The sequence below is a fragment of the Cognatishimia sp. SS12 genome (assembly GCF_028369055.1).
In the GTDB taxonomy this organism is placed as follows: Bacteria; Pseudomonadota; Alphaproteobacteria; order Rhodobacterales; family Rhodobacteraceae; genus Cognatishimia.
In genome coordinates this window covers 444,803-457,159 of sequence record NZ_JAQNCZ010000001.1, presented here as the reverse complement: position 1 = coordinate 457,159, position 12,357 = coordinate 444,803, and the positions used below count along the sequence as shown (strand labels likewise).

The window sequence follows — 12,357 nt, the reverse complement described above, 5'->3', positions numbered from 1 at the left end:
GCTTTATACCATGGGCTTCATCAATTCGATGACCTCACCCTCGCGCACCGAACGGTAAAAGCAGCTGCGGCGATTGGTGTGACAAGCCGGGCCTTCTTGGCGCACCAGCACCAGAATGCAATCCCGATCGCAATCATAGCGAAAATCCACCAGCGCCTGCGTATGACCGCTGGTTTCGCCCTTGATCCAGAACTGCTGGCGCGAACGCGACCAATAGGTCACCTTGCCGCTTTCCAGTGTCTTGGCCACCGCATCCGCATTCATCCAAGCCATCATCAGCACCTCATGGGTGTCCGCATCCTGCGCAATCGCCGGGATCAAACCGGCCGCGTCATACTTCAGGCTTTGTGGATCAAATGTCATGATGTTTCCCTTTGCATCTGCCGTCAGCCTCTCTATCTAGGAAAGACGCGCAAAAGGGAACTGTGATGTCTGGCGAAACCGATCTGATCAAGCTTTACTCAGGGCAGATCCTGTCCCTTGCGACCGAGATGCCGCATACGGATCGAGTGGCTGCGCCCGATGCCACCGTCAAGAAACGCGCGCCTCTGTGCGGCTCGACCATCACCGTTGATCTGGTGGTTGAAAACGGTGTCGTTGCGGAATTTGGACAGGATGTAAAAGCCTGCGCATTGGGACAAGCGGCCGCCTCGGTTGTCGGGCAGAATATCATCGGCCGCAGCCGGGATGAGATTGCCGCCGCGCGCGACGCGCTGAAATTGATGCTAAAAGAGGGTGGCCCCACCCCGCCCGCGCCATTTGACGGGCTGGAAGTTCTGCGCCCTGCGCGCGACTACAAGAACCGCCATGCCTCGATCCTGCTGGCGCTTGACGCCAGCCTAGAGGCCTTTGATCAGGCCGCGCAATCAGACTGCGCCTGACGCCAGCCGTCAGGCGCGATCTCGATCAGGCGTGTTGTGCATGCACAAACCTACGAAACCCATCAAGCGCAGCAGCCACACGTGGTGCAAACTGCGGCACGTCCTGCGGCGTTAGTCGACCGCCCGCTTTGCGCAAAAACGCCAGCGCCTCGGCCCCGTCAAAATCGCAGGTCGACAAGCGCAGCCGCAGCGCTTCGGGGGGCGCGCCAAAGGCAGTGCCCGGCAAAGCCACAATCCCCTCTTGCATCATCAAATCCCGTGACAAAGCCTCTGAAGTTGGATGGTCAGCGACGGTGCCAAAATCCGGCCACAGATAGAATCCGCCCTGTGCATCAAGGCACTTAATGCCAATCTCGCGCAGCCCCTCTGCCACAAAGCGCGTGACAGCCGCGTGAATGACCGTGCTGTCTTTGACAAATTCCTCGATGTCCTCATGGCCTTGATAGGCCTCAATCGCGGCCATCTGAATCGGGGCCGCGACACAGGACCAGGTTTCGCTGGCAATCCCGGTCAGTGCCTCAAACAAGCCGGTGATCGCTTTGGGAACCACACCAATACCAAGCCGCCAGCCACCTATCGACAGGTGTTTGGATAGCCCGCTCGTGACCACCGTATTGTCCGGCGCATAGCGCGCAATAGAGCGATATCTGCCATCAAACACCAGACGGCCATAAATTTCGTCGGCAATGATGGTGACGCCATGCGCAACACACACCTTTGCAATGTCTTGCAACTGCTCTTGCGGGATGGTCAGCCCGGTCGGATTACTGGGGTAGTTGAGCAGGATTTTTGTCGGGTTCTGGCCAGCTGCCCTCGCGTCTTGGATGGTACGCTCCAATGCGGCACCCGAAATCAGCATTCCCTCTGGCGTCAGGTCTGTTGCGACGGGAATGACCTTTTGGCCCAGCATGGCAGCCTGCGGCGCATAGCTGACCCAGGACGGAACCGGCAAAAGCAAATCCCCTTCAATCGCCATTTGCACCGCATAGATGATCAATTTGCTGCCCGGGGCGATCAACACATCCACCGCCTCTGGATCGGTGCCGATCAATCGCTGCTGATGGGTGGCCACGGCCTGACGCAGTTCCGGCAGCCCCGCCACCGGCAAATAAGATTTTTCATGGGCATGGATATTGAGCGCATCAACCAACCGCTGCGGCGCAGGAAACGGGGCCTGTCCGAACCCCATGTGATAAACCTCGCGCCCATCCCGGCGCAGCTTTTGCGCCAAGGCGTCCGCCTCAAGCGTGGGTGACAAAGGCACCGATGGCATCAACCGCACCGGCGCGGGCGAAAATGTGTCTTGTGGCATCTTTGAAATCCCCAATCTCTACGCAGACTTTGACCCTTGGAATATTAATTGCTGAATTTCGTCAGAAAACTGCTAAAAAACTCGGGCAGCCATCTCAAAAAGAGATACTTATGGACAGAAACCTGCCCCCCTTAAATGCCGTAAAAGTCTTTGACGCGGTTGTGCGCAAAGGCTCGTTCAGTGCGGCGGCCCGGGCCTTGCAGATCAGCCAAAGCGCGGTCAGCAAGCATATTCAGAATCTCGAGGCCTTTCTTGGCAACACGCTCCTGATCCGCACGCGCACGGGGGTGTCGCTGACCGCCGAAGGTGCCGCCTTTCACCAAGACACCAGTTCGGCATTGGGCCAGATTGAACGGGCCACTTTGGCAAGCCACGCCACAGCGCGCGGCGTGCATGTCTTGAAAATCTCCGCCCCGGCGAGTCTGGCCCTGCGGTGGCTGGCGCCGCGTCTGGCAGAGTTTCATCTCAAACACGGGCAGCTTGTCCTTGACCTGTCGGTTTCGGATGTCTGCCCGGATTTTGCGACCAGCGGGCATGATGGCGCGGTGGTGCCGGGCCCCATCTCTGAGGCCGCGCAAAACTGGGCCCACCTGTTTGACGAGGTCGTTGTTCCCGTGTGCAGCCCCGCGCTGATTGCGGCGCAGCCCCTGTCTGACCCTGCCGATCTAGCGCGGCTCCCCCTGATCCACACCACCACACGGCCAGAGCTGTGGACACGCTGGCTGAGCGCCCATCAGAGTGATCAGACAGGCCCACGGGGCGATGCAACCGGCTTTGGCTTTCAGGATTTTTACCTGTCGATCGCGGCGGCAATCTCGGGGCTTGGTGTCGCGCTGGTTCCGACGTTTCTTGTGCGCGAAGATCTTAGCGAGGGGCGGTTGGTTGTGCCTTATGAGGCCCCGTTCAAGACCGATCACGCCTATTGGCTCGCAACTGGATCCGGGAAAAGCCGCAGCACGCAGATCGACGTCTTCGGCACTTGGCTGGTGCAGGAGCTCACCCATCTGAGTTAATCAATGCGCCCCGTTCCGCGCCCGAGCGCACGAGCGCACGGGCACAGAGGCCCCACGGAACCAAAGAAACCAGCGCATTGGGATGGCAAAAAAAATCGCCGCACTTCCCGGGGAGGAAGGCGGCGACAAGGATGCGCGCGCGGACTGAACCGGTGTGAGGCTATGAGGCAGACATAGCGGAAACCCGGGGACAGGCAGTGACATCCGACGTATCAAACTGGGGGGCAGAATACGTTGGCCGGAGCAGCCGCGCGCGCAAGGCAGAGGTAAATCAGGCAACTCCGGGAATGTGCAGTGCCACCAGCAGCATCACAACCAAGGCCGCCATGCCAATCGCATCCTGCAGCAACGTGCTTTGCGAATTCGTCACGATGGTTTTGATCTGAGTGAACATCTTGGTGCCTCCTGCTGTGTCATTCCTTTTGTTGCCTTTTTGTTCGCATATTGCGCGCAGCGTGTAAAGAACTTTTTAAGAACATTTGTGAACAAAAAAGAACGAAAAAACTTAACCCACTGAAATCAAACGAATTGCTTGATCTTGTTGCATCAGCCACAGCAGCCCGCGCGCGGCCTGTCCACGCGGCGAAGTCAGCGTCGGGTCATCGGTCAACAGTTTGCGTGCGTCTGATTGCGCCACCGCCATCAGCGCGGCCTGCGATTCCATATCCGCGATCTGAAAGCGCGGCAGACCGGATTGCGCCGTGCCAATCATGTCCCCCGCGCCGCGCATCTCAAGATCGGTTTCCGCAATCACAAACCCATCGTCTGTGTCGCGCATCACGGTCAGGCGCCGTTCGCCATTTTGACTGAGCGGCGGTTGATACATCAGCAGACAGGTGGAGGCTTGGGTGCCGCGCCCGACCCGGCCGCGCAGCTGGTGTAGCTGCGCCAAGCCAAAGGTCTCGGCCCGTTCGATCACCATGATGGTGGCATTGGGCACATCAACGCCCACCTCAATCACCGTGGTGGCAACCAGCACTTTGGTATCGCCACGCGCAAAGGCGGCCATGCCGGCGTCTTTGTCAGCCGGGGGCATCTGGCCATGCACAAGGCCAACCACCCCCTCGCCAAGGGTTGCACGCAAATGTTGGAACCGCTGCTCAGCGGCGGTCAGGTCCATGACCTCGCTTTCCTCGACCAGCGGGCAGACCCAATAGGCTTGCTTGCCCTCGCGCACCACCTGCTGCAGCCGCGCGACAACCTCGTCCATGCGGCCCGAAGACACCATGACGGTTTTGATTGGCTGCCGGCCGGGCGGCTTTTCATCCAGGATCGACACATCCATATCACCATATTGCGCCAGCGCGAGCGAGCGCGGGATCGGCGTCGCCGTCATCACCAGAACATCGGCCAAACCGCCCTTTTGCCCCAGCTCCAGCCGCTGGCGCACGCCAAAGCGGTGCTGTTCATCGACAATCGCCAGCCGCAGATCGTGAAACGCCACATCTGCTTGAAACACCGCGTGGGTGCCGACCAGAATATGGATATCCCCCCGCGCCAGTGCAGCCAGCTTGGCGGCGCGTTCTTTGCCCTTGTCGCGCCCCGTCAGAATCTCAAGCACCACGCCTGCCTGTTCGGCCAAGGGGCGCAGCCCCTGCATGTGCTGGCGCGCGAGAATTTCGGTCGGGGCCATCATCACGCCCTGCCCGCCTGCCTCCACCGCGACCAGCAGCGCCATGAAGGCGACAAGTGTCTTGCCCGCCCCGACATCACCTTGCAGCAGGCGGTTCATCTTATGGGCGCGCGCCATGTCGGCGGAGATATCGGCAATGGCGCGCTGCTGCGCGCCGGTGGGCCGATAAGGCAAAGCCGCCAAAACCTTTTGCTGCAGCCGCCCGGTCCCGGCGCTGGCGCGGCCTTTGCCCCGCCGCACCTGCGCCCGCGCCAAAGCCAGCGTCAATTGATGGGCAAAAAATTCGTCATAGGCCAGCCGCTCGCGCGCCGGGGCCGTGGCCGCCAGATCTCCGCGTCCTTGCGGGTCATGTGCGGCGCTGATCGCGGCCTGCCAGTCCGGCCAGCCGGCCTTGGTCTTTTGCCCCGGATCAATCCATTCGGCCATCGGCGGGGCCAGACGCAGGGCCGATCGCACCGCTTTGCCCATGGTTTTCAACGTGACGCCAGCGGTCAGATTATAAACCGGTTCGAAATCCGGGATCTGAGCGGCCTCGTCCAAAGGCAGCATGTGATCGGGATGCACCATCTGCGCGACGCCATCAAACAACTCAGCCTTGCCAGAGACGAGCCGCTGGCTACCCACCGGCAGCTGCGCCTCTAGATAGCTGCCGCGCGCATGAAAAAACACCAGATCAAATTCGGTGGCGGCATCTGCAACGGTCACGCGGTAGGCGCCGCGTTTGTTGCGCGGGGCGCGATGGCGCAGAACCGTGACCGCAACGGTGACAACGCCGGGCAGCTCTGCCCCCTGCACCGTATCGCGACGCCGCCGGTCCACCACGGCATAAGGCAAGGAAAAAACCACATCGCGCGGCAGCTCAAGCCCCATATTTCCCATCAACTGGGCAATCTTGGGGCCCACGCCCTCCAGCTTGGTCAGATCCGCAAACAGCGGGAAAAGGGCTTCGGGGCGACCGCTCACAGCCCCTCGATCAACGCCAGCCAGGCGTCTTCGTCAATGGTTTTGACCCCAAGGTCCGCGGCCTTTTTGGCCTTTGATCCCGCGCCCGGGCCAGCGATCAGGATATCGGTCTTGCCCGAGACAGAGCCGGAGACTTTCGCCCCCAGCGCCTCGGCGCGGGCCTTGGCCTCGGCGCGGGTCATCTTTTCAAGTGTGCCGGTGAAAACCACGGTTTTGCCGGCCACTGGGCTGCCCTCGGTCTTGGGCTGCGCGGCGGCCTCAACCGTCAGATGTTCGGTCAGCGCATCAATCGAGGCCCGCTCGCGCGGCGCGGCAAAGGCGCTGACCAGTGAGCGCGCCATGACCTCGCCGATGCCATCGATATCCAACAAATCCTGCCAGGCCGCCCCCTCAAAACCGGCGGCATCGTCCATCGCCTGCGTGAAAGCAGCCCAGTCCCCATAGTGACGCGCCAGCAGGTTTGAGGCCACTTCGCCCACATGCCGGATGCCGAGCGAAAACAGCAGACGGCCAAAGCCGATGCTGCGCCGTTCCTCAATGGCTGCAAAGAGGTTGGCCGCCGATTGCGCGCCCCAGCCTTTGCGGTTTTTCAGCCGGTTCAGGTTGCCGCCATCGCGGGCCGCGAGCGTAAAGATATCCACCGGCTGCTTGATCGGCAGGTCCGCATCGTCATAGAACATTTCGATCTGTTTCGCGCCCAGCCCTTCGATATCAAAGGCCTTGCGAGACACGAAATGTTTCAGCTTTTCAATCGCTTGCGCCGGGCAGATCAAGCCACCAATACAGCGGCGCACCGCGTCGCCCTCTTCGCGCACGGCCTCTGATCCGCATTCCGGGCAGGTCGCCGGAAAGACATAAGGCACCGCGTCCTTGGGGCGTTTGGTCAGATCCACATCGGCGATTTTCGGGATCACATCGCCGGCGCGATAAACCTGCACCCAGTCGCCAATGCGAATATCCTTGCCGCCGCGGATTTCGCCCCCCTTGCTGTCGCGCCCGGTGATGTAATCTTCGTTGTGCAGCGTGGCATTTGAGACTACGACGCCCCCCACGGTGACGGGTTGCAGCCGCGCCACGGGCGAGAGCGCGCCGGTGCGCCCGACCTGAATGTCGATCCCCTCAAGCCAGGTCCAGGCCAGCTCTGCCGGGAATTTATGGGCAATTGCCCAGCGTGGCGTGGTGGCGCGAAACCCAAGCCGCGCCTGCAAATCCAGCGCATCCACCTTATAGACCACGCCGTCGATATCATAGCCAAGCGTGGCACGCTGCGCTTCGATATCGCGGTAATGCGCAATCAGATCGCGCGACGAATGACATAGTTTTGTCAATGGGTTGGTCTGAAATCCCAAAGCGCCAAGCCGCGCAATTGCCCCCGATTGCGTCTCGGCCAATGGCGCGCTGAGGTCGCCCCAAGCATAGGCAAAGAACCGCAAGGGACGCGCCTTGGTGATGCTGGCATCAAGCTGGCGCAACGACCCGGCCGCGGCGTTGCGCGGATTGGCAAAGAGCTTGCCGCCCGCTGCCTCTTGCGCCGCGTTCAGCGCCGCAAAATCCGCGTGGCTCATGTAAACTTCGCCGCGCACCTCCAGCACGTCCGGCGCGCCGGTCAATTCGGTCGGAATGTCATCAATGGTGCGCGCATTGGCAGTGACGTTTTCGCCGGTGGCCCCATCGCCCCGCGTGGCGGCCTGCACCAGCTTGCCGTTCTCATAGCGTAGCGACAGGCTGAGACCGTCGATCTTTGGCTCTGCGGTAAAGGCCAACGGCGCATCCGGCGCAAGCGACAGGAACGCGCGAATCCGCGCCGTGAACTGGCTGACCTCTTCGTCGTCAAACGCATTGCCCAGCGAGAGCATTGGCACCACATGGGTGATCTTGCCAAAGCCCGACGTCACCGGGGCCCCGACCTGATCGCTGGGGCTGTCAGCGCGCTTTAACGCGGGAAACGCCGACTCGATCGCAAGGTTGCGCTGTTTCAGCGCATCATAATCCGCATCCGACAGCTCCGGGGCATCCGCGCCATGATAGGCCTGATTGGCTTTGGTCAACGCGGCGGCCAAGGTTTCCAACTCTGCCCGCGCCTCAGCCTCGGTCAGTTCGGATATCGGTTTCTTCTTCGTCACGCGCGCCCGCTCCCATTAATTATCAAATAGATAAAACGGGCCGCTATGTTCGTCCAGAGAGCACAGCACCCTCGGGGCGAATTCGCATGAGAGGGTCAGGCGCGCAATGCTACCTCTTCGGGCATCTGCACAACCACAGGGTCCGGGTCGCGCAACACATATCCCCGCCCCCAGACGGTTTCGATGTAATTCTCGCCATCGGTCGCCTCGCTCAGCTTTTTGCGCAGCTTGCAAATGAACACATCAATGATCTTCAGTTCCGGCTCATCCATGCCGCCGTAAAGATGATTGAGGAACATTTCCTTGGTCAGCGTGGTGCCCTTGCGCAGGCTCAGCAGTTCCAGCATCTGATATTCCTTGCCGGTCAGATGCACCGGCGCGCCATCGGCGCTGGCGGTTTTGGCATCCAAGTTGACCGCAATGCGGCCGGTATTAATAACCGATTGCGCATGGCCCTTGGAACGGCGGATAATCGCATGAATTCTGGCCACCAACTCTTCGCGATGAAAGGGTTTTGTCAGATAATCATCCGCGCCACAGCCAAAGCCTTTGAGCTTGCTGTCGGTGTCATCATCCCCTGACAGGATCAGAATAGGCGTGTCCACCCGCGCCAGACGCAATTGCCGCAAGACATCATGACCCAGCATATCCGGCAGACCAAGATCCAGCAGGATCAAATCATAATCATAAAGTTTCGCCAGATCGATGCCTTCCTCCCCCAAATCGGTGGTGTAGACGTTCAAATTGGCATGGGTGAGCATCAGCTCAATACTTTTTGCGGTGGCAGGATCGTCTTCGATCAATAAAATTCGCATCAAATCTCTCCGGTAAAGGCACAGCAGTCCAGTGACCTGAGCAGCTATGAGTTAATTAATGCTTAATTTGTAACCGGAAGACTAACATACCCGTTAAAGTTGTCTATATTTTTGTAGTCTCGTCACCTTCAGCGCCCGTTCGCCATGGGTGCTGACCGCCTCTTCCCACTGCGAAAACTCTTCTTCGGACAGCCCATAGCGCTGCAAGGCCTCGCGCCGCGACAGCAGACCGAACCGCACGCCATGCACCACAGCAGCCTTGCGTGATGCAACCCAGCGTCGGGTGTTTTCACTTGGCAAATCCGCCTGCGACAACACCCGCCCATCTGGCAAAGTTACCGTGCGCCGCCCGTCAATCTTTTTCAAAAACATCACCTGTCCTCGCCTTTGCACCAAGGGTGACGGCAGCAGCTTAACGAAGCCTAAAACTGGGGCTTGAGAGTATGTCGAATTTTCTTATATTCCTTTCTTTCGCCGCCGCAGGAGAATCCCATGGCTCTGGATCAAAATCCCCCTCTGAATTCGCTTGGCTTTGCCAAGCCGCCCTCAGAGACCCGCGTTGTCGTCGCCATGTCGGGCGGCGTGGACAGCTCTGTGGTGGCAGCGCAGCTGGCGGACGAAGGCTATGATGTGGTGGGCGTCACCCTGCAGCTTTATGATCACGGCGCGGCCCTGGCCAAGAAAGGTGCCTGCTGCGCGGGCATCGACATTCACGATGCGCGCCGCGTCGCCGAAGAAAAGGGCTTTCCGCATTACGTTCTGGATTATGAGAACATCTTTCAGGATGCGGTGATTGACGAATTTGCCGATAGCTACCTGGCGGGGGCAACCCCGGTGCCCTGCATTCGCTGCAATGAGCGGGTGAAGTTCAAAGACCTGCTGGAAACCGCCAAGGATCTGGAGGCGGATTGCATGGCCACAGGCCATTACATACAGCGCAAGATTGGGCCCAATGGACCCGAGCTGCACAGCGCCGCAGACGCGCGGCGCGACCAAAGCTATTTCCTCTTTTCCACCACACCCGAGCAGTTGGATTACCTGCGCTTTCCGCTGGGCCATCTGCCGGACAAAGACGCCACCCGGGCGCTGGCGGCAGAATACGGGCTGGCAGTGGCCGACAAACCGGACAGCCAAGACATCTGTTTTGTGCCTAATGGCAATTATGCACAGGTCATCGAAAAACTGCGTCCCGGCGCGGCGGAACCGGGCGAGATTGTGGATCACACCGGCAAGGTGGTGGGCCAGCACAATGGCGTCATTCACTATACCATCGGTCAGCGCCGCGGGCTGGGTATCGGCGGGCTGAGCGAGCCGATCTATGTCGTCAAGCTGGACGTCGACAAAAAACAAGTGATTGTCGGCCCCAAAGAATTGCTGTCGACCCGCATCATCCCGGTGCGCGAAATCAACTGGCTGGGGGATACCCCATTTGAAAGCCGGAAAGAATGGCACATGGCGGTCAAAGTCCGCTCTACCCGCCCGCCGCGCGAGGCGATCATTCGCCCAACCGGGCCGACCACTGCCGAAGTAGAATTGCTGACACCGGAAGAAGGCGTCTCCCCCGGGCAGGCCTGCGTCTTTTACGACAATGACAGCAGCCGCATCTTTGGCGGCGGCTGGATCTGGCGCGGCGCGTAACGCGGCGCGTCAGCTCAGTCTTGTAGACCGTCCAGCACAGCGCGCGCGGCACGCAGGCCCGGATCTTCACCGCCACGGCCAAGGCGCTGCATGGTTTCTGCGACCACCTTCTGCTGCGCCTCTGGCGCGTCCAGCACCGCCAGAATCCCCGGCGCGATCAGATCAGCACGGCAATCCCTGCCGATGAATTCCGGGATCACGCGGGTTTCTGTCACCAGATTGGCCAGTGTCAGCGTGTCGATCTTCAGCATGCGCTCAAAGATCTTGCGGCTGATCCAGTTGACGTCATAGGCAATCACCATCGGTGTGCCAGCGGCGGCCAGTTCAAGCGACACGGTGCCCGAGGCTGCAAGCGCCACATCTGCCGCACCAAAGGCCGCGCGCTTTTCAACCTGCGCCGCCTCGCGCGCCATCTCGCGCGTATCCAGGATCAGTGGCGGCGCATCCATATCTGCGGTCATCTCATGTACCAAATCCGCCACCGGCGGGGCAGCGGGCAACACAAACCGCAGATCAGGCCGCGATGCTTGCAGCCGCGTCATAACATCTTTGAAAATCGGCAAGAGGCGGCGCACCTCTCCGCTGCGGCTGCCCGGCAGGATCAGCGCCATGGGCGCAGCGTTCAGATTATGGGCCGCGCGAAAGGCGGCAATCTCATCAGCACTGGCCACCGGGTCATTCACCACGGGATGGCCGACAAAATCGCAGCGCATACCATGGGCCTCCATATAGGGGGGCTCAAACGGTAGCAGCGCCAGCACCTGATCTATGAAGGGTGCCATTTTCTCCGCGCGTTTCGGCCGCCAGGCCCAGACCGACGGCGCAACATAATGAACCGCACGCAAGGTGCTGTTTTCGCGCACTAATTTTGCGACGCGCAGGCAAAAGTCAGGACTGTCGATGGTGATCAACACATCCGGTTGCAGCGCCTCAATGGCGGCGGCGCATTCACGGATACGGCGTTTGAGGTGCAGGTATTTTGGCAGAATTTCCACCAGCCCCATGATCGACAGCTCTTCCATCGGGAACTGACTCGCCAGACCTTCGGCCTGCATGCGCGGCCCGCCGACACCGTGAAAATGGATGTCGGCCCCGTGCAGGGTCTTCAGCCCCGCCATCAGCGCCGCGCCCAGTTTGTCCCCCGAGAGTTCCCCGGCGATCACATAGACTTTCATCAGAGGTTTTCCTGCGCCAACACAAAGACCCCGCAGGCTGCGGCGCGGGCCTCAATCGCGGGGCGATCCACCAGCAACACCCGGCCTGCGGCAATCACAATGCCCGCCAGGCCAGCGGCGGCCAGACCGTCAATGGTTTGGGTGCCAATCGCGGGCATATCGACGCGCAGATCCTGCCCGGCTTTGGGCGCTTTCACCAGGACACCCTTGCCGCGCCGCAGGCTCGCGGGCGTTTCGGCGACAAAGCGCAACAGCGCATCGGTGCCCTGCAGGGTTTCGATGCCCAGACACAGCCCGGCGGCGACCACCGCCCCCTGACCGACATCCATCGGCGCGAGGGTGCGCAGGATCTCTGCGGCTTTCTTGGCGTCGTCAAGTTGCGCAACATCCGGCTCGGGACCGGCAATTAGGCCAGGGTTGGCGGTCAGCTCTGGCAAGAGGTCATGCGCGCCGCGCACGGCGATGCCGCGGTCCTCAAAGAGGGTGATGATAAAGCGCAGGAGCGCGTCATCCCCGCTTTGAAAGGCTTTCATCAGCTCAGGCGCGATTTGCTGCATCAATTCGTCAAACTGCGCCGGGTCCAGCGCCGGGCGGATCATCGCGCCCGCAAACACCACCTCGGTCACGCCGCGCGTTTTCATATCGGTGATCATGTCACCCAGACGATCAAACCGATGCTCAATCGTCGCGCAGCTGTGGTCATGATCCACGCCTTGCAGGGTAAAGATCAGCGCATCCGGATGCGCAGCCGCCAAAGCGACCGGCAGGCCGCCCTTGGCAGAGAGAATGGCAAGGCGGCCCATG

At 60.6% G+C, this 12,357-nt stretch carries 12 protein-coding genes; 3 read left to right on the top strand and 9 right to left on the bottom strand.

Features of this window, described 5'->3' with window-relative positions:
- Window positions 1–3: 3 nt before the first annotated feature.
- Complete coding sequence (gene hisI, locus N6L24_RS02200; RefSeq protein ID WP_271843005.1) at window positions 4–363, bottom strand: phosphoribosyl-AMP cyclohydrolase; 360 nt, start codon at window positions 361–363, stop codon at window positions 4–6.
- A 65-nt stretch (window positions 364–428) separates the two neighbouring features.
- Between hisI and N6L24_RS02195 the strand changes: the two genes are divergently transcribed.
- Complete coding sequence (locus N6L24_RS02195) at window positions 429–881, top strand: iron-sulfur cluster assembly scaffold protein (protein WP_271843004.1); 453 nt, start codon at window positions 429–431, stop codon at window positions 879–881.
- A 25-nt stretch (window positions 882–906) separates the two neighbouring features.
- Here the strand turns inward: N6L24_RS02195 and N6L24_RS02190 are convergent, their stop codons facing one another.
- Window positions 907–2,193, bottom strand: a complete 1,287-nt coding sequence (locus N6L24_RS02190; protein ID WP_271843003.1) for a pyridoxal phosphate-dependent aminotransferase — start codon at window positions 2,191–2,193, stop codon at window positions 907–909.
- 110 nt (window positions 2,194–2,303) lie between these two features.
- Here N6L24_RS02190 and N6L24_RS02185 point away from each other — a divergent pair, with 110 nt between their 5' ends.
- Window positions 2,304–3,206 (top strand): LysR substrate-binding domain-containing protein, encoded by a 903-nt coding sequence (locus tag N6L24_RS02185; RefSeq protein WP_271843002.1) that lies wholly within the window; start codon window positions 2,304–2,306, stop codon window positions 3,204–3,206.
- Between the two features lie 271 nt (window positions 3,207–3,477).
- Here N6L24_RS02185 and N6L24_RS02180 read toward each other — a convergent pair whose 3' ends face one another.
- The 5 genes from N6L24_RS02180 to sciP form a co-directional block, all read right to left on the bottom strand.
- Entirely contained in the window at window positions 3,478–3,600 is a 123-nt protein-coding gene (locus tag N6L24_RS02180) for a hypothetical protein (RefSeq protein ID WP_271843001.1), read from the bottom strand.
- Between the two features lie 111 nt (window positions 3,601–3,711).
- Window positions 3,712–5,802 (bottom strand): ATP-dependent DNA helicase RecG, encoded by a 2,091-nt coding sequence (gene recG / locus N6L24_RS02175; RefSeq protein WP_271843000.1) that lies wholly within the window; start codon window positions 5,800–5,802, stop codon window positions 3,712–3,714.
- Window positions 5,799–7,925: an NAD-dependent DNA ligase LigA gene (gene ligA / locus N6L24_RS02170; RefSeq protein WP_271842999.1), complete on the bottom strand. Its 2,127-nt coding sequence runs from the start codon at window positions 7,923–7,925 to the stop codon at window positions 5,799–5,801. Before ligA ends, recG begins: the two co-directional genes overlap by 4 nt.
- Before the next feature lie 95 nt (window positions 7,926–8,020).
- The gene (ctrA, locus tag N6L24_RS02165; RefSeq protein WP_271842998.1) at window positions 8,021–8,740 is read right to left on the bottom strand and encodes a response regulator transcription factor CtrA; all 720 of its coding nucleotides are present in this window, start codon (window positions 8,738–8,740) and stop codon (window positions 8,021–8,023) included.
- Between the two features lie 93 nt (window positions 8,741–8,833).
- The gene (sciP, locus tag N6L24_RS02160; protein WP_271842997.1) at window positions 8,834–9,112 is read right to left on the bottom strand and encodes a CtrA inhibitor SciP; all 279 of its coding nucleotides are present in this window, start codon (window positions 9,110–9,112) and stop codon (window positions 8,834–8,836) included.
- 120 nt (window positions 9,113–9,232) lie between these two features.
- On the opposite strand from sciP, the gene mnmA reads away from it, so the two are divergent.
- Window positions 9,233–10,378, top strand: coding sequence for a tRNA 2-thiouridine(34) synthase MnmA (mnmA, locus tag N6L24_RS02155; protein WP_271842996.1), 1,146 nt, complete (start codon window positions 9,233–9,235; stop codon window positions 10,376–10,378).
- Between the two features lie 14 nt (window positions 10,379–10,392).
- Here mnmA and lpxB read toward each other — a convergent pair whose 3' ends face one another.
- Complete coding sequence (gene lpxB / locus N6L24_RS02150; RefSeq protein ID WP_271842995.1) at window positions 10,393–11,553, bottom strand: lipid-A-disaccharide synthase; 1,161 nt, start codon at window positions 11,551–11,553, stop codon at window positions 10,393–10,395.
- On the bottom strand, window positions 11,553–12,356 hold the full coding sequence (locus N6L24_RS02145; RefSeq protein ID WP_271842994.1) for an LpxI family protein: 804 nt from the start codon (window positions 12,354–12,356) through the stop codon (window positions 11,553–11,555). The genes lpxB and N6L24_RS02145 overlap by 1 nt, the downstream gene beginning before the upstream one ends.
- Between the last annotated feature and the right edge of the window lies 1 nt (window position 12,357).

What these genes read in the sequence shown, in the direction of transcription:
- N6L24_RS02180 (WP_271843001.1), bottom strand. Translation starts at nt 3,600, where the DNA reads ATGTTCACTCAGATCAAAACCATCGTGACGAATTCGCAAAGCACGTTG.
- hisI (WP_271843005.1), bottom strand. Translation starts at nt 363, where the DNA reads ATGACATTTGATCCACAAAGCCTGAAGTATGACGCGGCCGGTTTGATC.
- ctrA (WP_271842998.1), bottom strand. Translation starts at nt 8,740, where the DNA reads ATGCGAATTTTATTGATCGAAGACGATCCTGCCACCGCAAAAAGTATT.
- N6L24_RS02145 (WP_271842994.1), bottom strand. Translation starts at nt 12,356, where the DNA reads ATGGGCCGCCTTGCCATTCTCTCTGCCAAGGGCGGCCTGCCGGTCGCT.
- sciP (WP_271842997.1), bottom strand. Translation starts at nt 9,112, where the DNA reads ATGTTTTTGAAAAAGATTGACGGGCGGCGCACGGTAACTTTGCCAGAT.
- lpxB (WP_271842995.1), bottom strand. Translation starts at nt 11,553, where the DNA reads ATGAAAGTCTATGTGATCGCCGGGGAACTCTCGGGGGACAAACTGGGC.
- N6L24_RS02190 (WP_271843003.1), bottom strand. Translation starts at nt 2,193, where the DNA reads ATGCCACAAGACACATTTTCGCCCGCGCCGGTGCGGTTGATGCCATCG.
- N6L24_RS02185 (WP_271843002.1), top strand. Translation starts at nt 2,304, where the DNA reads ATGGACAGAAACCTGCCCCCCTTAAATGCCGTAAAAGTCTTTGACGCG.
- mnmA (WP_271842996.1), top strand. Translation starts at nt 9,233, where the DNA reads ATGGCTCTGGATCAAAATCCCCCTCTGAATTCGCTTGGCTTTGCCAAG.
- N6L24_RS02195 (WP_271843004.1), top strand. Translation starts at nt 429, where the DNA reads ATGTCTGGCGAAACCGATCTGATCAAGCTTTACTCAGGGCAGATCCTG.